Annotated in this window: 18 protein-coding genes; 9 read left to right on the forward strand and 9 right to left on the reverse strand. The window is 57.4% G+C overall.

Translation table 11 applies throughout. The annotated features are described in order from the left end of the window. Positions 1–158: 158 nt before the first annotated feature. Positions 159–4,028: a sensor domain-containing protein gene (locus tag B2Y33_RS12365; RefSeq protein ID WP_110606912.1), complete on the reverse strand. Its 3,870-nt coding sequence runs from the start codon at positions 4,026–4,028 to the stop codon at positions 159–161. A gap of 199 nt (positions 4,029–4,227) precedes the next feature. Between B2Y33_RS12365 and B2Y33_RS12370 the strand changes: the two genes are divergently transcribed. The 3 genes from B2Y33_RS12370 (at position 4,228) to B2Y33_RS12380 (ending at position 9,005) form a co-directional block, all read left to right on the forward strand. Further along, entirely contained in the window at positions 4,228–4,623 is a 396-nt protein-coding gene (locus B2Y33_RS12370; protein WP_028688085.1) for a hypothetical protein, read from the forward strand. 960 nt (positions 4,624–5,583) lie between these two features. Continuing rightward, complete coding sequence (locus tag B2Y33_RS12375) at positions 5,584–6,567, forward strand: AAA family ATPase (RefSeq protein WP_046784617.1); 984 nt, start codon at positions 5,584–5,586, stop codon at positions 6,565–6,567. A gap of 23 nt (positions 6,568–6,590) precedes the next feature. Next, entirely contained in the window at positions 6,591–9,005 is a 2,415-nt protein-coding gene (locus B2Y33_RS12380) for a S8 family peptidase (protein ID WP_046784616.1), read from the forward strand. Positions 9,006–9,616: 611 nt separating this feature from the next. Here the strand turns inward: B2Y33_RS12380 and B2Y33_RS12385 are convergent. The 3 genes from B2Y33_RS12385 to B2Y33_RS12390 form a co-directional block, all read right to left on the reverse strand. Continuing rightward, complete coding sequence (locus B2Y33_RS12385; protein ID WP_080952059.1) at positions 9,617–10,216, reverse strand: DUF6088 family protein; 600 nt, start codon at positions 10,214–10,216, stop codon at positions 9,617–9,619. Between the two features lie 55 nt (positions 10,217–10,271). After that, a complete protein-coding gene (locus B2Y33_RS23250) occupies positions 10,272–10,538 on the reverse strand; it encodes an antitoxin Xre/MbcA/ParS toxin-binding domain-containing protein (RefSeq protein ID WP_080952058.1) in 267 nt (88 codons plus the stop codon). Between the two features lie 321 nt (positions 10,539–10,859). Further along, positions 10,860–11,147: a helix-turn-helix domain-containing protein gene (locus B2Y33_RS12390; protein WP_046784614.1), complete on the reverse strand. Its 288-nt coding sequence runs from the start codon at positions 11,145–11,147 to the stop codon at positions 10,860–10,862. Between the two features lie 85 nt (positions 11,148–11,232). On the opposite strand from B2Y33_RS12390, the gene B2Y33_RS12395 reads away from it, so the two are divergent. Continuing rightward, the gene (locus tag B2Y33_RS12395) at positions 11,233–11,685 is read left to right on the forward strand and encodes a hypothetical protein (RefSeq protein WP_046784613.1); all 453 of its coding nucleotides are present in this window, start codon (positions 11,233–11,235) and stop codon (positions 11,683–11,685) included. A 340-nt stretch (positions 11,686–12,025) separates the two neighbouring features. Here B2Y33_RS12395 and chrA read toward each other — a convergent pair whose 3' ends face one another. Together chrA and B2Y33_RS12405 are read right to left on the reverse strand one after the other, a co-directional pair. After that, positions 12,026–13,396: a chromate efflux transporter gene (chrA, locus tag B2Y33_RS12400; RefSeq protein ID WP_046784612.1), complete on the reverse strand. Its 1,371-nt coding sequence runs from the start codon at positions 13,394–13,396 to the stop codon at positions 12,026–12,028. Continuing rightward, positions 13,389–14,330: a chromate resistance protein ChrB domain-containing protein gene (locus tag B2Y33_RS12405; protein WP_144415396.1), complete on the reverse strand. Its 942-nt coding sequence runs from the start codon at positions 14,328–14,330 to the stop codon at positions 13,389–13,391. The genes chrA and B2Y33_RS12405 overlap by 8 nt, the downstream gene beginning before the upstream one ends. A gap of 188 nt (positions 14,331–14,518) precedes the next feature. Here B2Y33_RS12405 and B2Y33_RS12410 point away from each other — a divergent pair, with 188 nt between their 5' ends. After that, complete coding sequence (locus B2Y33_RS12410; protein WP_046784611.1) at positions 14,519–15,823, forward strand: MFS transporter; 1,305 nt, start codon at positions 14,519–14,521, stop codon at positions 15,821–15,823. 43 nt (positions 15,824–15,866) lie between these two features. Continuing rightward, on the forward strand, positions 15,867–16,838 hold the full coding sequence (locus B2Y33_RS12415) for a zinc ABC transporter substrate-binding protein (RefSeq protein ID WP_046784610.1): 972 nt from the start codon (positions 15,867–15,869) through the stop codon (positions 16,836–16,838). A 2-nt stretch (positions 16,839–16,840) separates the two neighbouring features. Here B2Y33_RS12415 and B2Y33_RS12420 read toward each other — a convergent pair whose 3' ends face one another. The 3 genes from B2Y33_RS12420 to B2Y33_RS12430 form a co-directional block, all read right to left on the reverse strand. Then, on the reverse strand, positions 16,841–18,283 hold the full coding sequence (locus B2Y33_RS12420) for a sensor histidine kinase (protein ID WP_046784609.1): 1,443 nt from the start codon (positions 18,281–18,283) through the stop codon (positions 16,841–16,843). A 293-nt stretch (positions 18,284–18,576) separates the two neighbouring features. Next, positions 18,577–19,254 carry a hypothetical protein gene (locus B2Y33_RS12425; protein WP_046784608.1) on the reverse strand — a complete coding sequence of 226 codons (678 nt, stop codon included), beginning with the start codon at positions 19,252–19,254 and terminating at the stop codon, positions 18,577–18,579. Positions 19,255–19,264: 10 nt separating this feature from the next. Then, positions 19,265–20,002 (reverse strand): HupE/UreJ family protein, encoded by a 738-nt coding sequence (locus B2Y33_RS12430; protein ID WP_046784607.1) that lies wholly within the window; start codon positions 20,000–20,002, stop codon positions 19,265–19,267. 512 nt (positions 20,003–20,514) lie between these two features. On the opposite strand from B2Y33_RS12430, the gene B2Y33_RS12435 reads away from it, so the two are divergent. Genes B2Y33_RS12435 through B2Y33_RS12445 form a run of 3 tightly spaced genes read left to right on the forward strand, consistent with a single transcriptional unit; the run spans position 20,515 to position 22,008 of the window. Continuing rightward, a complete protein-coding gene (locus B2Y33_RS12435) occupies positions 20,515–20,832 on the forward strand; it encodes a metal-sensing transcriptional repressor (RefSeq protein WP_046784606.1) in 318 nt (105 codons plus the stop codon). Between the two features lie 4 nt (positions 20,833–20,836). Beyond that, positions 20,837–21,277, forward strand: a complete 441-nt coding sequence (locus tag B2Y33_RS12440; protein WP_046784605.1) for a YqaA family protein — start codon at positions 20,837–20,839, stop codon at positions 21,275–21,277. Next, positions 21,274–22,008, forward strand: a complete 735-nt coding sequence (locus B2Y33_RS12445) for a TraX family protein (RefSeq protein ID WP_046784604.1) — start codon at positions 21,274–21,276, stop codon at positions 22,006–22,008. Before B2Y33_RS12440 ends, B2Y33_RS12445 begins: the two co-directional genes overlap by 4 nt. Positions 22,009–22,067 lie beyond the last annotated feature (59 nt).

The raw sequence follows: 22,067 nt of genomic DNA on the forward strand, positions 1-22,067 counted from the left end.
GGGGTTCATGTTGCATCCCGCGCCGTTGCTGGGCTGGGCGGGCATGCGAGTTGACTTTCAGGTCCGGTTTCTGGCGTTGCCTGTGCGTGGTGGCGGGCCGGGCGTGATGGGCCCCGCTGGCGTTTCGGCAGCCGCGTGAGGGCAGGGTCAGGGGCGACTCAATTGAACATGAACAACGTCTCATTGGCGAATTGCGCCTCGAACTGATGCGCCGGCATCGGTCGCCCGAACAGGTAGCCCTGTACTTCGTCGCACCCGTGCTCACGCAGAAACTCAAGTTGCTCATGGGTCTCGACGCCTTCGGCGATGACCGCCAGGTTCAGGCTGTGGGCCATGGCGATGATCGCCCTGGCGATCTGCGCATCCTGCTCACCTTCGGGCAGGCCGTCGACGAAGGTGCGGTCGATCTTCAACACATCGATCGGGAACTGCTTGAGGTAGTTGAGCGAGGAATAGCCGGTCCCGAAATCGTCCACCGCGATGCTCAGGCCCAGGTTCTTGAGGCTGGCCAGAATCTGCAGCGCTTCGTTTACTTCGCGCATCAGGATGCTTTCGGTCAGCTCAAGCTCAAGACACGCCGGTGGCAGGCCGCTTTCTTCCAGGATGTTGGCGATCCGCGTGCCCAGTTGACCATCGGAGAACTGGCGCGCGGAAATGTTGACCGACACTTTCGGCACACGCACCTTGGCCTTGTGCCAGGCCTTCAATTGTCGGCTGGCTTCGCGCAGTACCCAGTCACCCACGTCCACCACCAGGCCCAGCTCTTCGATGACGGGAATGAAGTCGCCCGGTGGCACCAGGCCGCGGGTAGGGTGCCGCCAGCGTAGCAGTGCCTCGGCGCCGGTCAGGCGCTTGCCGTCGCCGCTGAATTGCGGCTGGTAATACAGAATGAATTCGTTCTGCTCCATGGCATGGCGCAGATCGCTTTCCAGTTCCAGGCGCTCCAGGGCACTGGCGTTCATTTCAGCCTGGTAGAACTGGAAGTTGTTCTTGCCGCGCTCTTTGGCGTGGTACATGGCGGTGTCGGCGTTCTTCATCAATTGGCTCAACTCGCCGCCATCCTGCGGGCTGAGTGCGATGCCGATGCTGGCCGTGACGAAGAACTCGCGGTTCTCCAGCACGAACGGCTTGACCAGGCTGCCCAGGATGTTTTCGGCCACGTGAATGGCGCGGTTCAATGCCAGCTCGCGAGTAGGCCGAGGCTGGAGCAGCAGCGTGAATTCATCGCCGCCCATGCGCGCGACCGTATCGTCCTCGTCCACGCAGGCCAGCAAGCGCAGGGCCATGTCCTTGAGCATGCGATCGCCCGCGGCATGGCCCAGGGAGTCGTTGATGGGCTTGAAACGGTCCAGGTCCAGGAACATCAACACCACCCAGGCCTTCTGCCGCTCGGCCTGCTGCAAGGCGTTGTACAGCCGGTCCTGGAACAACGTACGGTTGGGCAAGTGGGTCAGGGCGTCGTAGTAGGCCAGGCGGTGAATGCGCTGTTCGCTGGCCTTGCGTTCGCTGATGTCGGTAAAGAAGCACACGTAGCTGGCCAGGTCGCCTTCATCGTCCAGCACGGCAGTGATGCCTACCCAGGCCGGGTAGTGATCGCCATCACGGCGCTTGAGCCACACCTCGCCCTCCCAGCTGCCACGCTGGTTGAGCTGCTTGAGGATGTAGCGCAGGTGCGCCTGCTGCTGGTCGTTCATCACCAGCATGCTCGGCAGTTGGTCCAGCACCTCGCTGACTGCGTAGCCGCTGACCCGGCTGAAAGCCTCGTTGGCCTGCACAATGTAGCCGGCAGGGTCGGTGATCAGAATGGCCGAAGTCGAATGCTCGAAAACCGTCGCAGCCATGCGCAGGTCTTTCTCCGCCCGGCGCTGCTGGCTGATGTCGCGACCTACCCCCAGTACGCCCTCGAAACGCTGATCGTCATCCCAGACCAGTACCAGGCGCAACTCGATGGGGATCTTGCGGCCGTCGGCGCGCAGGCAGTCGAACAGGAACAGCTGGGTCGGCAACTGGCCACGCAGTTCGGCCAGTTGAGCCGGATCGTCCATCGCCTTGCTTACCCGCTCCATCAACCCGTAGATGCCAGTGAGCTGGGCGGGGTTGGCGATGATCGAATGCCACCCGTTGGCGAAGATCCAGTCGGCGTGATAGCCCAGCACGCTTTGCACCGAGGGGCTTACGTAGTCGAGCTTGAGCTGGCTGTCGGTGGAGAAGATCACGTCACTGATGCTTTCGGCCAGCATCCGGTAGCGCTGTTCGCTGTCGCGCAGCGACTGGCTCGCCTCGATCTGCACGGTCACGTCCTTGCCCACGCCGATGATGCGCGTCACCCGGCCGTCGGCGTCACGCGCCAGCACCTGCTCGCGTATGTCGTAGCAGCGCCAGTTGCCATCGCGGTGCCGGAAACGCAGCTGGCAATGCAGCGGCAAGTCATGGCCGTTGTCGAGCTGCTGTTGGCGCAGGTCCTGGTAATGCGCAGCGTCTTCGGGGTGCAGCAGCAGCTCCCAGAAGCGGTCGCCCATGCGGGCCAGTTCCGTGCGGTCATACCCCAGCGTCTGGCCCAGGTGACGGTTGCTGAAGATCATCCGCTGGCTGTGGATATCCTGGACGTAGAGCTGATCCGGCACGGTACGCACCACGTCCGACCAGAACCGCTCGCGTTCGAGCAGCGAGAGCTCCACTTTCTTGCGGCTGGTGATGTCGCTGATGCTGAGGATCACGGCCTGGTAATTGCGGCGCAATTGCGGCAGGCGCGCTGTCAGCCACAGGTGCAGCTCGCCGCCATGCGCAGCAGGCAGGCGCACCTCGAGCTCCAGGGACGGGCGTTGGTCGATCAAGGCGTCGAGCAACTGCATACCGACACTGTCCTGGCCGTCGCCGCTGTCGTCGATCAGGCGCTGCCAGGCTTGCTGGTGATCTTCGATATGAAGCAGCTGGCGCGCCACCTGGTTGATTTCGGTGATCTTCAGTTGCGCCAGGAGCGAGCGGCGCAGTTGAGGGTCCAGCATCAGGCTGTGCTTGAGTGCGGCGCGGTTGCGCAGGTGATAGCGGTCCAGTTGGCCGGGCAAGCTGGACAGGTCGAGCACGCACAGGGCCACACCTGTACCTTCGAAGATCTCTTGATAGCGCCGGCGATCTTCCTGCAAGGCCCGCTGGCGGCGGCGCATGTTGACCAGGGCCAGGACCGGGAGCAGGGCGCAGAACAGCACCAGCAGGCATTTGCCTATCAAGGCAGGCAGCAGGTCGTTGCGCGCCTGTTCAGCATCGAACAGGCCGCGCAGTTGCCAGGCACTATTGTCGATGAACGCCAGCATGACGCTCTGCAAGGGCGCGTCGGGGCGCTCGGAGGCCAGGTAGCGTTGCAGCACCTCGCCCGTACGGCTGTTTTCCAGCAGCCACAACAGCTGATCGGCCTCATGCAGATGGCCGGTAAGCGCGCGGTAATAATCAGGTGACAAGCGCAGCAGCCAATGGCCTTGGCCTGGCGACTGGCTCAGCAACAGGTACACGCTGGCGTTGCTGGGCGCATTGGTAAAGAAATAGGGCCGCTCTTGGTTGAGCCTCAGCACCTCACCGACGACTGCGTGATCGTCGCTGGCAGGTGCGCTGTCGGCAACGATCTGCCCGGCTCCGTCTATCCAGACCACGCTGCGCAGCGCGGGCATTCGTTCGCGCAGCGTATCCACCAAGCCGCCAGCTGCCGGTGCCGCCACGGTGGGATAGGGCTGGAGCAGGTTGATGGCTTGCTGCGCCTTGAGCGCCATGTTCAAACCCAGGTGGTCCGCCAGTTCGGTCGTGTCTTCCAAACGCTTGTCGCGCAGCTCGGCCTGGGTAAGGCTGAACTGCGCGAACAGCTGCCACAGCAGCAACCCGAGCAGAATCAGGGCGAGCAGTGCCAGCGCACCCTTGATCGACCCGCGCAGACTGGCAGCGGGCGCCTTGGACGCGCTACGCGATGACGGCGGTGGAGTGAGTTTGATCAAGCGTCGATCCTGCGATGGGCCTGGCGATGGCAGGGAGGGGTCGGGCATGGCGTATGCTTTTTTTATGAGGTAACCGATGCGCGGTGGCGCACTATAAGCCGACCACTCGAAACCGGCTAGCATGCCTCGCATTATGGCAAAGTGCCAGTGCCATTCATGCTTCCGACCGCTCGTATTCGGCAAGCACGTGCCTGCTGTGCGAGAATGCCGCCCGCTTTACATGACACTGCTTGGGAGATGTTCGGTTTTGGTTACTCATTTTTCCATCAATGGCCTCGATTCCGCCTGTGGGCGCAGCAGTCAGACCCTTGTCAGCTCTGCCGTGACCGAGGACGTATCCTGCAAATCGTGCCAACGCTCGCTGGCAAAGCCCGAGGCGGCCACGTCAACCAAGCGCAAGGCGCCATCGCTGGCCGAGCTGCGCACGTCTGCCAAGGCACCCGTCCCAGCTGCAGTCGTTGCCGACGCACCGCGCCCGGCGGCGGCATCGGTCACGTCCGGCACCTCTGTCAATCGTGTCGCCGCTGCGCAACCTGCGCGCCCGGACGGGTTCTGCGTCAAGTCCGCCTGGGCCGCGCGCCTGGCCGAGCAGGGCGACCGTTGCCGGCTGCCACGGGGCAAGGCGCGCCAGCGTCACGTCTGAACAAGGGCTGCTCGCCAGGCGCGACTACAGGGCAAGGCCGCTGCTGCCGGACCACCGCTTCAGGCCTGCGCCGCCGGCGCGGCGCCTCCTATCAAATACTGCGCGTTGGCGTAGAATGGTCCACTTTGTTCAACGACACCCGACCCCTGGCCGACCCGCTGGGGCGATCGTCGATGTCTTTACCTATCTGAATTAGAGGCTTGGTTTTGGCTCAATACGCCTATCTGCGCTATTAGTTTTTGGTTGCGTTTTCTGATTGAGCGATTTTCCCCCTAAAGTTCTGGGCTCCAGCCTATCGGCAATGGCAAAAAATCTAAAAAACGTTGCCTTGTCTAAACTTTAGTAACCTTTTGGCGCTTTTGGGGCCGGATGTAACCTCGAAACTTAACTTTTTTCATCTGGCAGAAAGCGCGGTTCGCCGGTCATCGCATTTGTGGCGCAACTCTAATCTCTAAAACTGCAGGTCCTAAGCACCCTACATGCTGAACAGACAGCTGAAAAGTTTGATAGCTGTATAAGATTGCAGAATTTGTAGGTGTTCTGGTGCACGCATGGATCATGCTTGGTGTTCGACTTTTTAATTTTAGCGAAAGTTATCTAGTTGCAGATGCTTGCAGGTTCTCCCGGCCAGCATGCTGGTTCGCGGGTACCTGGCTATCCTTGGAGTGGCATTTTTACAGAGGGCGGCTCATCGTCCTCGCAAGCAAAGCCGCTCGTCGACTGTCATTGAAAATCCGAGCTGAGGCTTTGGAAATACTGGACAAATAGCCACCCTAGGCGATACTCTTGCAGTAAGCTTGGTGTAAGAGTTTTTAGAGTTTGCACTATAGTAATTATTGGAAAGGAGTCCGTTCATGTTAGCTCTCATTGATTCAGCCTGTTAGTTGTACTGCTTAGGGCAAGAATTGGTTTCATGAGTTGACGACTCTGAGAAACAACCTAATTGCAGGACCATATCAAATGGCTAACGGAAAAATACTACGGCAGCTCTTCAAGGCCGGAACGCTCGGAGATCAGGCGGCCTTCCGTCGTGCTTCGGAAGCTATTATCGAAGAAGAGCGGCAAAAACAGCACCACCTTCTGGCCAACGATTTGGAACAGATTCTTTACGGCGGCGACATGCATGTTCAGTCCGCACGTAAACCGCAATTTACCGCTGACATTCCTGTAGATAAGGAGCGTGGACTTCCGCTTCTCGATATTAGGCCGCCCAAGCGATCGCTTGAAGAGATCATCCTCCCTGAGAGCAGTGCCGTCATGATCGAGGAGATGCTTGAGGAGCATCGCCGTTCTGAGGTCCTTCGCAGTTACGGCATGAAGCCATCAGGCAAGGTCATTTTCTTCGGTCCACCAGGTTGCGGTAAGACTCTTGCGGCTGAAGTGATCGCCTTCGAGTTGGACCGGCCACTGGCTATCGTCCGGCTCGACGCACTGGTGTCGTCGTTCCTCGGAGAAACTGCCGCCAACCTGCGAAAGGTGTTTGAGTTCATTTCCAGGCATCAGTTGGTTGTTTTGTTTGACGAGTTTGATGCGATTGGCAAAGAGCGTGGTGATAGTTCTGATCACGGTGAGCTCCGCCGTGTGGTCAATGCTGTATTGCAGATGATGGATGCTTACGATGGTCAGAGCCTCATTTTGGCAGCGACCAACCACGAAAGTATTCTTGATTCAGCAATTTGGCGCCGGTTTGATGACGCCATTGAATTTCCACTTCCTGATAGGAAACAGCTTACCTCGTTGTTGCAGCTAAAGTTGCGGGGTATTCGCCGACAATTTGAGCTAGATGACGGCGAGTTGCTGGCAGAGCTTGAAGGGAAAAGTGGTGCCGATGTCGAACGAGTTGTTCGGCGTGCCATTAAGCGTATGATATTGCGAAACCAAGAGTTCCTCACCATCAAAGAGCTTCGTAGTGCACTGGTGCGAGAGGGGCTTCGAAAACACTGATCCGCTGCAATCAAGGACGATGAATGGCAACGTACAAGCACCTGAGCTTTGAGCGCGAAAATCTCGACAATGCCCGCCGGACAAAAAATCCGCCGAAGTTCGCCAAGCGTGGTGACTTGCGCGGGCATGGTCAAAAGCTGAACGGCTACTTCGCCACTGCCGCAGGCATTGCGCGCCAGCAAATCAAGTCTGCAGAAAACTCCCCTTTCGTGCTTAAGTTGCAGTACGACGGCGCGATGACCTTCGAAAATCTCCAAAAGCATGGCCTGGAGTTCATCAGTCAGGAAAGCAAGCAGGTGTGTGTCGTCTTCGCCACCGAGCAGGGCCTAGCGGTTTTCCAAGATCACCTGAACAAGCTCGGCGTCCTGGGTCAGACCGTAAGCTATAAGCAGATTCTCGAAGCCATCGAGGGTATCGACGCCTGGTCTGCCGAGGATAGGAAGAGCTGGGCGCTGCGCAATCTTGGTCTCCCCGAGGGGGAGCACTTCAAGCTGGATGTTGAGCTATGGCCTCACTACGTCATGAATCACCCAGCACGGATTCGCCTCGTCACGGGTTTTGAAAAATGGTTGGAAGAGGCTGGCATCCAGACAGTGCACAAGCTGAATTACGACAGCTTGGTCATGTATCGCGTCGAAGCTACGCAGGCGCAGGCTGACCTACTTTTGAATCACAGCGATGTGCGTCTGGTCGATCGGATACCGCAGACTGGCATCACTTATGCCCAGCTGAACCGAGATATAGCTGAGCTTCCAGGCAATATTCCGCAACCTGCTCTCGAAGCAGCACGAGTATGCATTCTCGACAGTGGGATCAATACGAACCATCCACTTCTTAGATCCGCAATTGCCGAGAGTGAATCATTCGTTGAAGGCCAAGACGAGTTTGATGAAGTGGGGCATGGTACCGCTGTAGCCGGCATCGCTCTGTATGGTGACGTTGAAGCTTGTGACCGCAGTAATTACTGGCGTCCGGAGTTTTGGCTCTACAACGGCAAGGTCATGCGGAAATGTCCAGATACCGAAAATCCTATTTACGACGAGCACACCGTTGAGGCTACTCTGACGGAGGCTGTTGAGCACTTCGTAGGTTTAGGGTGCAGGATCTTCAACCTCTCATTGGGGAACAGTAATGCTCCCTATGACGGCAGCCACGTTCGCGGGTTGGCTTACATCCTGGATGTGCTTGCGCGTAAGCACAACGTCCTGTTCGTAGTCTCGACCGGTAACTTCATGGGGTCATCTGACCCAGCTGTACCTATCAATAGCTGGCGCGAAGAGTACCCAGAATACCTGTTGCACGAGAGCAGCGTCATCATTGATCCAGCACCTGCGATGAACGTGCTAACGGTAGGCAGTATTGCCCGACACGATGCCACCGTGGATAGTCAGCGTTATCCTGAAATTCATCAACTATCCCCGTCCTGTGAGAATCAGCCATCACCATTCACGCGGCATGGCCCGTCGGTTAAAGGCGCGTTGAAGCCGGAGCTGGTGGCTCATGGAGGAAACCTGGCGTGCCCGGTACATTTCAGGAACAACCAGTGGAAGACGGAAATGCGCGGCCTGGGCGTTCTGACCTTGAACTACCAGTTTCAGGGCAATACGCTGTTCAAAGAAATCTGCGGTACTAGTTTCTCTGCCCCCTACATCACCTACCTTTCCGGCCGTTTACTCAATGAATATCCGGACGCCTCGGCCAACTTGCTGCGAGCGATGCTGGTGAGTCACGCATCGCTGCCGAGCGAGATTGAGACCGCTTTCCCTGACGAAATGAGGAAGGGATACAAGGTCAACAAAGCCACCTATAACCGTGAGATTTCTCGCGACGTTGCCGGCTATGGGCAGGTGAACGAAAGCGATTTGTTTCGATCCTCAGATCACTGCGTAGTGCTAATGTGCGAGGAGACGATTGAAAAAGACGCCTGCCAGTTCTTCGAGTTGCCACTGCCAGCGTCTTATCTGCGCAAAGCGAGAGGGCTGAGGGAATTGAGCGTGACCCTCGCTTATTCGCCAGCTGTGAGAACCACGCGGTTGGATTATCTCGCCACGCAGATTAGCTACAGGTTGGTCAAAGGTAAGTCGCTTGATGAAGTGCAGGCGCACTTCAACAAGGAAAACCAGGACGAAACAGAGACACGAAACGACGATGCAGCCGCCAATCGTGATATCTCTGCGCAGCTGCGAAGCAGAGGTACTGTGCAATCCTCAAAATGGACCTTCAAGCAGCGCAATCCGGACGAGAAGTGGTTCGTGGTGGTAATTCGCCAGGATCGGGAGTGGAAACATCCGGATGTGCTGGTTGAAGAACCATACGCGCTTGTAGTGACGGTTTCAGACCGTGATAACGAGCAGGCGCAATTATACAGCGAGATTCAAGCCACCCTAGCTCTGCAGTTACAGGCAAGAGAGCAGGCACGTCAGCGGGCCGCGATATAGTTTGCAAAGCGAGAGCGTCTAGCCAAAGCTCCCTTGTTTACGCTAATTTGACGGGGCCGCCACCCCAACTGCAGTACGGATTGTGGTGGCTCCTCCTAGTTGCTAGTCTGAGAGTATCAGCTATGCATCACTCGTCTATTGATTAAGGTGGAGTATAAATTCAGCCTAAATCAAAGCATGTTTGCACAACTCTGACTGCTCTTGAATCGAAAATGGCATTCAAGTTTTACAATGCGGATAGTGACGAATAAGATATGCGGAGCCTCTCGTGGTAATTCAGGCAGGTGACGCGTCTTTTTTAGCGACGAGTTCGATATTGTCTCCCTGAACGACAAGCGTCCAGATGATGCTGATCAGAAGTAGCTTTCGTTCGGCGTGCCGCCGAGCTACGCGATGACTGACCAATTGAACCTGCTCAACGAAATTTGGCGAGGTCAGTGGAGGCACCAAAAATATCAATCTCTCTTTCTCGTGGTCGATGCCCAAACTTTATTGTTTATATCCCGAACGACTTTTAGTGCAATTGTCGGAGCCTGAATTCCAGAATCGGTCGCGACAACGGAGATGTTAGTTGTATCTTGAATCGAGAATTTTATTGTTCCCTAAATCTTTCAGTTCGCATTTCTAGCGCAGTTGGCCAGTGCTGAGCGCATCCACTTGGGCATTTTGCATGCCATGAGCTTTTTGAGTTCTTCAGCGCTGAGCGAGTTGGCAATCTTGCTCGCGACCTGCTCATTCACCCCATTTTCTCCGAGATAGAAAAAAGCAGTCAGGGCCGTACCTATTCGCGTTCCTGCTTGCTGGAGTCGTTGGCGAGACGCATGGCGCAGCCGAACAACCGCGCTACCTATCTTGATCTCACGGGTCGCTCCACTGGTGTAGTAAGTAGGCAAAACCTGCATCTGAACACTCAGTCCAAGTCGACGAACAGCTTCTGCACCATGGATCTGGATAGTCTCGCCTCTTGCCCTGGCAACAGCTTCCATTACAGAAATCGGGTTGGCTCGAACCCTTTTGCCCGTGTATTGGCTGTACTTGGGACGCATGTAAACGCCGCGGGCCACACGCTCTAGGTAACCCCTGAGTACCATCCGAGACAGAGCTTTGTTCACCGCAGAGCGGGAGCCCGCTCGCTCGAATACCGCCCTAACAAAGGGCCTTCCCTTAGGCATGCGCTTTATACGGTTCGAAATAGATTCTGCGACAGACACAGCTAATCCTATGTCATGCGGGTTGACAGGTCGTCTGGATATGAACCTACCGGCGTTAAGCGTAGACACCGTACTCAATTCGACCTAGAAGTGTCACCACCTGCTGGTAGCCCGATCGGGTTTCCAAGATGTTGCAAGGCACTTGATGCCTTAGGCCGATCGCTGGCTTGTATAGCCATTGTGCGGCAAGTACTCGACTGCCAAGTACTCGCGTTGCCAGGTGCCCGATTTGCTCGCACCTTCCCTTGAAGCATCGGTGGCCGATGCTCCAGCACCCCAACGGTGAACTGGGGCAAAGCGCCAGTATATGTGGATCGTTCATTTGCACACCTCAAATGTGAAAGCGTATCTCTCAACCGGCAAGTCGGCCAACGGGCTCCATTCTCTTGCCGGCTTGTGCCGCGATATCGAGGAGCTTTCCTTGCGTCTGTGCCCGCCCTCGCAAAAGCTCTTGGGCGCTGCCTTCCTGTTCCGACTTGATACGCCACTTCTCAGTCTTTACCTTCCGCCGACCTTTCAATGTCTCTCCTTTTCTGCATAGGTAGGGCCCAGGCGCAACCCAGCCACTGGCTCAGGCAGCGCAGACTTTGGTTGCATCAGACAGTACATCTCAGCCCAAGCTGAAGGGGGCAGGTGCCCATCCTCATCGGTCAGATGGCGTCACGCTGAGCTCCTCACGAACGCGCTGAATGATTGAATCCAGAGTGGCATCCTTGTCCATAAAAAGGTAGCACTGGGTCAAGATCGTCAAAGGATGAACATTCATGACAGTGGCGAGCCCATGCACCATTTCGAGGGTAGGGCCTTTTCCACCGGCTTCCAGTTGACTGAGGTAGGTTTGGCTGCTGTGGCCACCGAAATCTTCTTGGTTGAGGTTGCGGGATTTTCTAAGCTGCCTCATTGCTTTCCCAAATGCCTGTTTCAGTTCCATTTTTTCATTCCTACAAAAGGAATGATGAAGCCGTCTTGAACGTCGGACATCCATTAACTATTGTTAATATTTTGAGGATTTTTCGATGTTCAAGACCTACAGGCACGCCGAACTCAGCTCAGCCGACATTTTCGGAGAGCCTTCCAGTCGCCGCTGGAAATTTATTGAGCTGGAACTGCACCACCCATGGTTTTACGTGGAGCTCGTGCGTGACTATGGTGATGACATCGTGGGCAGCATGCTGATGATCCCTACGGTACCGATTCTTCAACAGATGCTTTCGGAGCTTGATGACCGCTCATGGCTTGCGCAGGCTCACCTGATGTCTCCTGGTCACATGAGAGGCGGGAAGGACTGGGTGATGGAACCGCTCCAGGAAGTGAGCATTGCTGAATGCGATTCAGGAGCTGAAGAGGGTTATATCTATAAGGTAGTAGGTGGGGCTTGTTACAGCATCCATCTCTCGCCTCGGCAAGAAAAGCTCAAGGTCACAGAAATCATTTTTTCTGCTGAGCGCGATCTGCGCGTGAGTGGATGAGTTAAAGGGCTTGTGCATTTCATTTTTCGCCACCACTCGTTAAAAACCAAAGCAACTACTTCAGTGTCGTTCACGATCAGCAGACCAAAGGCGGCTCCTCTAAGCGGCCTCAATGATGGCCTTCAGACGTCGCTCAAGCGCTTGTACTATGACGTGTCGGCTGTCTTCGTCGACTACTGTAGCAGGCAGCTTTGGATCGATAGGGGTCGCTCGCGAATGACCGCAATCGACCCAAAGCGGACCTCCATCCGAACTTCTTTTCCCTTCAATGATTCACAAGGTGCCAGCAGGCGATAGGTCATGAAAACCCGACCGACGATGTGCCGGTCGGCAACTGGTATCAAATACGCAGCATGTGGACTGCCAGACCTGCCAGGGCGCAAGCAAATAGAACCTGGATCACACCCCGCTTGAAGCGGAATAGGGCTATTGCTGCAGCAACCGCTATCACCGCTGAAGGCCAGTCAAACGCCCCACTGAAGCCCGTTGGCCAAAGCACGTGGTAGCCGAAGAACATGGCGAGGTTCAGGATCACCCCCACCACAGCGGCGGTGATGCCTGTCAGCGGTGCGGTGAACTTCATCTCGTTATGTGTCGACTCCACGACCGGGCCACCGGCCAGGATGAAGATGAACGAGGGCAGGAAGGTGAACCAGGTGACGAGGCTCGCCGCGACTGCACCGGCGAGGAATGGGTGCTCTAGCCCGAACATCGGATGCACGTAGCCTCCGATGAATCCGACGAAGGCAACCACCATGATCAGAGGGCCTGGCGTGGTTTCCCCTAAGGCGAGGCCATCGATCATTTGTGTTGGTGTCAGCCACCCGTAATGCCCGACAGCCCCCTGATAGACATAGGGCAGTACAGCGTAGGCACCGCCGAACGTCATCAGGGCGGCCTTGGTGAAGAACCAGCCCATCTGCGTCAGGGTGCCATCCCAACCAAACGACAGCGTCAATAGCCCCATGGGCAGGATCCAGAGCCCAGCGCCGATCAGCAGCAGACGTACCAGGTGGCTCCATCTGAAACGCGCATGTTCAGGGGTTGGAGTGTCGTCATCGATCAGTGCTGGTCCATAACTGTTTTTCGCCGCCCCATGACCGCCGCCGATCACGAATTTGCTTGGGGCGAAGCGACCGCCTACATAGCCGATGATGGCGGCCGCCAGCACGATCAGCGGGAACGGCACGTTAAGGGCGAAGATGGCCACGAAGGAGGCCGCAGCCATGGCCCACAGCCAGCCGTTCTTCAGGGCTCGCGAACCTATCCGGTGTGCAGCGTGTACGACGATGGCCGTGACTGCCGGTTTGATGCCGTAGAAGATTCCCGCGACTACCGGCACCTCGCCAAAAGCAATGTAGACCCAGGACAGTCCAATCAGGATGAATAGCGAAGGCAGCACGAACAATGCACCGGCAATAACCCCGCCCCAGCTGCGGTGCATAAGCCAGCCGATGTAAGTCGCGAGCTGTTGGGCTTCAGGCCCAGGTAACAACATGCAGTAGTTCAGCGCGTGCAGAAATCGCTTCTCGCTGATCCAGCGCCGGCGCTCAACCAGTTCCTGGTGCATGATCGAGATTTGCCCGGCGGGCCCGCCAAAGCTGATGAAGCCCAGCTTGAGCCAGAACAGGAAGGCTTCATAGAGGCCGATCGGCTGCTGAGTCGCTTTCGATGGCGGCTGTTCACCCACTGCGGAGGGACTATCAACCATTTGGGGTTTCCTCGCTTGCGAAAGCCGTCAGCAGGCCATCGAAGATGCCTCCGGCGACCGTTGTCAGTTGATCGTCATCGCCAATGCTTTCTCTCAAGCCTGCGAGGACACGCTCGATACCGGGTGCCTCGGAGGGTTGGATACCTCCAACGTCCAGGTAGTGAATGACACCTGCCAGGCGTGCCAGACCTGGCTGCTGAACGTCAAAGCTCTCGATAAGGGTTTCAAAGGACACCCGCTGGCCGACATGGCTGAATCTGGCCCCATCAAAATCGAAGCCCAGTGCATCTCCAGGGCAGTCGCTGGGACTCTCTAGCCACAAGAACTGTGCATCGGCATCGATGAAACGACGGATCAGCCACGCACAGGCCAAGCGATCCACCCATGGGCGCTTTCGAGTTGCCCAAGTCCGCCCCTGGTATTCGCTGCGCTCTAGCCGATTGATGACCTCGTCGTGCGCACTCGGCTCATCGGACGACAGTGCACGGCTAATCGCGGTCTCAAATTCCTGCAGGGCCGAGTCGGCTTGCCCCTTCCATACGCCAGGGAAGAAGTCGATCGCCGCCAACTGAGTGAAGCTCTTTCTCAGTTTGCGCACCTGCCTTGCCGTCTGCAGTGCGTTGTCTGGCGAAAGCTCCCCTCGGCAACCTGCAATCTCTTCGAGGAACTTGGCGTATTCGTCACTTCTGTCGAACAGCCCACTGAAGCGCTCCTTGCGCTCAGGCAGCGACAGCAGAAATGCCGTGCCGTTGATGGCCAGCACATCTCGCTCCACGGCTTCAAATGTCTCGCGGCCCGCGCTTTGGTCAGGCAACAGATACACGCCATCCCGCAGCACAGCTGCGCCAGAGGCCTTGAGGGTTCTCCAGGCACGCATGCGCTCGGTGGCATTGGCCGTGGGTAGCCCGAGAATCAGGAGCAACCAATCGATCATGTAATATACTCAACACAAAACGTATCTTTCACTACATTAACCAAGATTGAGCCAAAAGCAACGGGTATTTGCGGGAGGGTTTGAATTACAGGTTGTCGCGTTGACCACATCCCCCCAGGGGGGATACGCTATTGCCTCGTGATGTAACCAAGGCGATAGGATCGCCTACAGCCGTGCACAGAGGTGCCATGCTCTCCGTCCTGAAAAACCGCACTTACAGGCACCTGTTTATCGCTCAGGTGATCGCCCTGATCGGCACCGGCCTGGCGACGGTGGCGCTTGGGTTGCTGGCCTACGATTTGGCCGGCGCGCAAGCCGGCGCGGTCCTGGGTACTGCGCTCGCGATCAAGATGGTGGCTTACATTGTTGTGGCCCCGATCGCCGGGGCGTTCGCCGAGCACCTGCCCAGGAAAGCCATGCTGGTCTTCCTCGACCTGGTCAGGGCAGCGGTGGCGCTGCTACTGCCCTTCGTCACGGAAATCTGGCAGGTCTACGTACTGATTTTCGTGCTGCAGTCTGCTTCCGCCGCATTCACCCCAACCTTTCAGGCCACCATCCCCGACATCCTTCCCGATGAGCGTGAGTACACTCGGGCGCTGTCGCTTTCGCGTCTGGCTTACGACCTGGAGAGCGTCATCAGCCCGATGCTCGCGGCTGCACTGTTGACCGTGGTGAGCTTCCACAGCCTGTTTGGTGGCACTGTCGTGGGTTTTCTCGTTTCAGCTGCCATGGTGGTTTCAGCAGTACTGCCGGTAGCGGTTCGTGGACCCAAGCGGAGCATTTACGAGCGTACGACCAAAGGCCTGCGGATTTTCCTGAATACTCCGCGCCTGCGCGGCCTGCTTGCCCTTAACCTGGCCATTGCTGCTGCCAGCGCGATGGTGATTGTGAATACGGTCGTGCTGGTACAGGCGAAGCTTGGGCTGGACCAGAGCGCAATGGCTATGGCGTTGATGGCCTTCGGAGGTGGCTCGATGGTCATTGCGTTGGTGCTCCCGCGACTACTGGAGCACCTGGACGATCGCAAGGCTATGTTGGCCGGCGGAGCGATCCTGGTGGCCGGTTTGCTAGTCGGGGCCTTCGTGTCCAGCTATTCGGCCTTGATTGCGTTGTGGGTGGTACTGGGCGCTGGCTACTCCCTGGCTCAGACGCCATCTGGACGGATCCTGCGACGGTCCTCCTCTGCCCAAGATCGACCGGCGCTGTTCGCTGCTCAGTTCGCGTTGTCCCATGCCTGCTGGCTGATCACCTATCCGCTGGCCGGATGGTTGGGAGCCAGCGTCAGCCTCACCGCTGGGTTCATCGGTCTAGGTCTGCTGGCTGGGGGTGCCTGGCTATTGAGCAAATGGATTTGGCATCCCGATTATGATCACGAGGTCGTGGCGCATCATCACGACGACCTTTCTGAAGATCATCCCCATGTTGCAGATGGAAAATCTCACGCTCATCCGTTTGTGATCGATGACGAACACCGGAAATGGCCTCGCTCCTAGCACAAGGCTCGACGCACCTCAGCACTTCCCAAATGGAGCACTTATGAAAAACCGCCACACCGTGTCGATCATCGGCGCTTCCCTCATTCTGGCTGTAACCAGTGCTGCCGCTTCCGCCGAAGTTAAGGTTGTGACCAGCATCAAGCCTCTCCAGCTCATCGCTGCAGAAGTTCAGGACGGTGTAGGCGATGCCGAAGTCCTGGTACCCGCCGGTTCGTCAGCACATAGCTTCTCGCTCAAGCCTTCAACGGTTCGAGATATTCAGGCTGCAGATGTCGTTTACTGGATTGGGCCGGATCTCGAAATTTATCTCGCCAAAAGTCTCTCTGCCCGCAGCGGAAAGACCGTAGCCATCCAGAATCTGCCAGGTCTGCACCTACGCCACTTCGGCGAGGAGCATGACCACGCTGAACATGGTCACGACGAAGTACTGAACAAGGTCCCTGAGGGCGACGATCATGACGATCAGCACCGCCCCGGCTCTGTTGACGCCCACCTTTGGCTTCGCCCGAGCAACGCGGTGGTGATCGCCAGGCAGATGGCCGCTGACCTGTCCGCAGTTGATCCTCAGAACGCCACTCGCTATCAAGCGAACGTCGAGGCGTTTGATGCCCGAATGAGCAAACAGGATCAAGAACTCAAGGCTCGCCTGCAGCCGCTTGCGGCCAAACCTTTCTTCGTCTTCCACCAGACCTTCGACTACTTCGAGGAAGCGTACGGCCTGAACCACACGGGCGTCCTGGCGATCGGCGGTGAGGTGAGACCAGGTGCGCGACATGTCGCAGACATGCGAGCCAAGCTTGAGGCTGCAGGTCCCAGCTGCCTCTTCAGCGAGCCTCCCGTACGACCGACGCTGAGCGACACGCTGGCGGCGGGGCTTCCGGTGCGCTTTGCTGAGCTCGATGCGTTGGGTTACGGCGTCGCTGCCAAAGCTGGGGGCTACGGAGAGTTGCTTTCACGCGTAGGGAACGAGCTGGCGAAATGTCTGGAGAGCCTGGACAAGACAAAACAATGAATCTAGCTGGCCAGCTGCAGCGTTAGCTCAACCCGGGTCCCTTGGTCCTGTGTGCTGTGAATATCAACGGCTCCCCCAAAGCGCTCCATGATTCGCTTCACCATGACGAGCCCTACGCCCAGGCCCCCTCGCTTCGTTGTGGTGAAGGGTTGAAAGAGTCGCTTGCGCTGAGCCTCGGACATGCCCTCTCCGGTGTCGCTCACGATGATCGCGAACTTGCGACTGGACTCGGCACGGGTTAGCTCAATGCTGAGCTTTCCGCCCTTTGGCATCGCCTCCAGCGCGTTGGAAACAAGACTGTTCAGCACCTGAAGTAAAAGGACCCGCTGGCTCACTACCGGTTGGGCTGTCTCTGGAAGGGCCAACTCGACGTTGACCTGGCAAGCTCTGATTTGAGGTTGGTAGGCGGCCAACGTTTCATGGATAGCGGCGATGGGATCGACAGGCTCGGCTGCGGCCGCTGATGGGCTTGAGGTGGCAAGGAGGTCTCGCACCCATGAGGCCATTCGATCGACCTGAAGAATGATGTCGGCGACGTTGCGGTGGACATTGGGCGGGGCGATTTCCTGAACCAACTCAGCACTGGAGCGAATACTTGCCAATGGGTTACGCAGGCTGTGAGCTACCGCTGCGGACATCTCGCCCATGGCGACAAAGGCCTCGTTTTGCATGATCTGCTTTTGCTGAGCCGCCAGGATGGCTGAAGCGCGGCGCACGATGCGGTACAGAGCCAAATAGATCAATGCGCCGCCGACCGACGTAGCGAGCCACATCAGGATGTAGCCATGTTGGGTTCTGGCCACCAGATCTGAAGGTTCTTTGTAGATCTCGATCATCGCCACGGCATCACCCGATGCGTTGAGCATCGGAATGTAATTTTCGATGAAAAAACCCTTAGGTGGTCGCGGAAACTTCTGCTCTTCGCGTTCAGGCACCACGTCATGGTAGGTCGCGAATATGCGGGCTTTGGTGGCAAATGATTCGTTGAGCTGGTCGTCCTCGTCCACCGTGGTCCCCATCAGCGCTGGATTGCTCGACCAGATGACAACGTTATCAGGTGCGTAGATGGTTACCAGCAAGGTGTCCGGCTGCCGGGCGATGTTCTCAATGTGCTCAAGAAACTCTCGACGTGCCATCTGGCGCTTCGATCGGGTTACGTTGGAATAAACCAGATCCGCTCGGGGATCGAGCATTTCGCCCATCTGATGCTGCGGCAAATGGTGAGTGCCAACTTCGGTCGAGGCCAGCGACTGGATGAACTGAGCTGTGAGTGCCGCATCACGCTGGATGCTTTCGTTCACCACGAACCGTGAAGCGATAAATCCCAGCCCCAACGCAACGAAGGTGATGATCAAGACACTGACCAGTGAAAACCAGCGCAGCAGGTCGTATTGCACGATTCCGGCGGTGTCTCCCTTGATCCCTAGCCACTGCGTGAAACGCATGCCCTCGACCCCTTTATGGTCAACTGGTGCATATCGTTTTATAGACCATGAGACGCCTGCGCGACATCCCAAGGTCTTAGATTGTGCGAGGTAGAGCCATCCGTGGCTCTGCTTAATCAGTCGTGGGAATGTCCATGCCCGGCGTTGTCGTTGGTAGTGGCAGGCTCTTCACTGCAGGCGCCCAGCAGGCTAAGCAGGCTTACGAGTAGGACAGAGCGCAACAGTTTTGTGGTCATCGTAGATTATCCAATCAAGATCAAGGAGGTGCCTGCTAGTCGCAAGCACCGTGGGTTTCACTTCTTAACGGCCAGGTAATCGCCGGTTGTGTTCAGGACAATGGTGACGTTGCCTGACGTGCGGTTACGCCAGAACCAGCCATGGGTACCGTCGAAAAGCGCTGTCAGCTCACCTTTGTCGCCTTTCACCTGGCGGCCCTTGCTGTAGCTGTGGAAATCGCCCTGGGCTGCGTCGTAGGTTTCACCGTGGGTGTCGTGGTTGACCGGACCTGAGGCGCTCCACTCGTAAGTCACGACGCTTCCTTTGCGCATCTCCAGTTTGATTTCACGGCCTTCTCCCGGCTTGAGCGTCAGACTGACCTCATCCGATTTCGCCGCCGGGGCTGCGGACTTTGCTGGTTTCGCGATTGCCACCTGCTGTACTGGTACCGGCACGCTAACGGGTGGCGGTGCCGGGATGGCCGCCGGTGCAGGGGCAGAGACGGTGACAGCGGGGGTAGAGTTCTTGGCTGCAGCCTCGTCCGCCAGTGCCTCCTGGGCCAGAGAGATCTTGATCTCGCCCATTTGCGTCAGGCCCATCGCCCGGCCCAGGCCAGTAGGATCGACCGCATATTCAGACGGCATGACAACCGTAACCAGCAAACCCATGGCCACTGCGAAGGCAATGGCCGTGGAGCGGACAAGTTGACGGCTGCTCGGCAGTTCGCTTGCCGAAGGAAGGGGGGAATTGAACATGTGAAGCACCTCAGGCAGTAACAAATAGACCGGTCAGCTGATAACCCATCAGCAGGAAACCGGCACTCATCATGGCAACGTTGGCGGTGTAGGCGTGACGCCAGAAACCACCGGTTCTTCTCCAGAAGCCCATCAGGATCAGGATGGCGCTCAACGCGAGCAGCTGACCGATCTCAACCCCGACATTGAAGGCAATGAGGTTGGGGATCAGGCCGTCGGCCGAGATTTCGTACTCCTGAATCTTCGTTGCCAGGCCAAAGCCATGCAGCAGGCCGAAGGCCAGTGTCGCGGCTTTGGTGTTCGGCTGATAACCAAACCAGCGCTTGAAGGCCCCCAAGTTATCCATCGCCTTGTAGACCACCGAGAAACCGATGATCGCGTCGATGATGTAGGAGCTGATGCTGATTTCGGTGAGCACGCCGAATAGCAGCGTGACCGAATGCCCCACGGCGAACAGCGTGACGTAGAGGCCCACGTCCTTGAGGCGGTAAAGGAAGAAGATGACGCCGAACAGGAACAGCAGATGGTCATAGCCCGTCATCATGTGCTTGGCGCCCATGTAGATGAACGGGATTAGCATGATCCCCGAGCTTTCCTGGATGAATCCCTTGTCGCCTTCCGCTACGGCATGTGCCAACGCTTCAGGCATGCCGACGAGCAAGGACGCAACGAACAGGAACAGGAGGAAGATGGGATGGCGTGCGCGCACGGCGAGCAGGCTCCCACCCGGTATCGAGTGTAAACGCATGGATCAATCCTTTTTGCAGTGATCGAGAGCCGCAAAGCGGCCAGGGTCAGGAAGCAAAAGCAGGACGAGGTGGGCGTTCGATCCGGAAGATTGGCGGGTGGGGTACCGATTCGCCTGACCAGGCCAAAGGCGTGGATGCGCCGAAGACCGGCATCAGTTGCGCGGCAGAAGAGAGCTGAGGCGTCTCGTGCTGATGGTCGGGTGTGAGCGGAGCATGGTAGTGGTCAGTGCAGTGCGAACAGCTCCAAGTGGCCTCACCGTGGTCATGTCCATGATTAGTGACCACCGCCTCTTGGGGAACGACTTGAGTCGGTACCGCCAACGAATAGGCGTGCCCTGTCCAGGCCAGCATAAAGGCCATAGCCAGAGCGACGATCATGGTCGATGACAGGAAACGACGAGACATCCAGGTGCCTATGAGGCTGTTCCAATAGCAAAGCTGCACGTTTGACCTAACCCCCAGGGGGGGATAGCATCGCTAGCGTAATGTATCGCCAACAGAGACTCAAGATATGCCCGATCACTCTCATGACCACACGCACGATGCCGAACACGGCCATGGCCATACTCACCAGAGCCATGAGGCGATCATCAAGCGCCTGAAGCGTGCTGACGGTCATCTGCGCAGCATCATCGCCATGATTGAGGACGGGCGTGAATGCGTGGACATTGCCCAGCAGTTGCATGCAGTTGAAAAGGCTGTCTGCCAGGCCAAGCGCACGCTGATCCAGGATCATATTGACCATTGCTTGGAAGACTCGGTTACAGCTTTGAGCAAGGGCGATCGATCGGCCCTGGACGAGTTCAAGCAAATCACCAAGTACCTGTAGGGCTGTGTTCGAGCTCACCAGCTATCTCGGCCTGTTTCTGGCAGCGTTCGCGGCAGCGACGCTGTTGCCAATGCAGTCCGAGGCAGCGCTGGTCGCGATGCTGGTGTCTGAGCACTACCTACCTGTGGCGCTTCTCGCGGTGGCCACCGCCGGCAATGTGCTGGGTTCAGTGGTGAACTGGGTACTGGGCCGAGGCATCGAGCGTTTCAAGCACAAGCGCTGGTTCCCGGTCAGTGAGGCCAATCTGCAGAAAGCGCAAGGCCTTTACCAGCGCTATGGGTACTGGTCGCTGCTGCTGAGCTGGGTACCCATCATCGGCGATCCGATCACGCTGGTGGCTGGGGTCATGCGCGAGCCGCTTTGGCGTTTCACGCTGCTGGTTACCTTGGCCAAGGGTGGACGATACCTGTTGCTGACACTACTTGTGCTTGGAAGCATGCCATGACGTCCGATTCCAGCCGTCCTGCAGCAGAGCGTCACGCGGGCCAGGACTTGATCAAGTGGATTGCCTTGATCACGATGGTATTCGATCACATGCGATTGGTCTGGCCGGCTACCAGCGACCTGTTTGTACTGGGTCGTCTGTCATTCCCCTTGTTCTGTTTGGCAGTGGCCATCAACGTCTCGCGGAATCAACCAGGCGAATTATTTACCCGGAGCAACGGTCGGTATCTCGCTCTTTTGGTGCTGTTCGCACTGCTCTCTGAATTCCCTTACCGGATGGTCAGTACTTCGGGCACATTCAACGTTCTGGTCACACTGGCGCTAGGTCTTCTGGTCGCTTGGGGAGTGCAGCACCGAACGCTCGAAAGCTGGATACTGGCAGGTGGCGCGATTCTCGCGGGCTATCTGCTGAGCGAGCCGCTGATGTTTGGCTTTTATGGGGTGTTGGTGCCGGCGGCCCTCTTGTTCGCGATCAAGCGCCCCGAGCTGTTCGCGTTACTGCCAGTCGCACTTTGCGCGGCAGCCAACTCTCGAACAGGTCTGTTCGAGCAAGCGGCGCAACTGGAACCCTTCGCTATCCTCGCACTGTCGACCGCCGCCCTGGCGCCGCTGCTGGGGCTAGCTCTGTTCTGGGCGCCGTTGCCGTTGAAGGTCCTGCCAGTCACACAATGGAGCTATTGGTTCTACCCCGGCCATCTCGTGGCGCTGATGGGTATCCGCAATTTGCTGTAGCCGCAGCTGGCATCCTTGGAATCAAGAACGCCAGCGTAGGAAATAATCGGTGAACAGCC

This window comes from Pseudomonas sp. UBA5666, assembly GCF_002420785.1.
Lineage (GTDB): Bacteria > Pseudomonadota > Gammaproteobacteria > Pseudomonadales > Pseudomonadaceae > Aquipseudomonas > Aquipseudomonas fulva.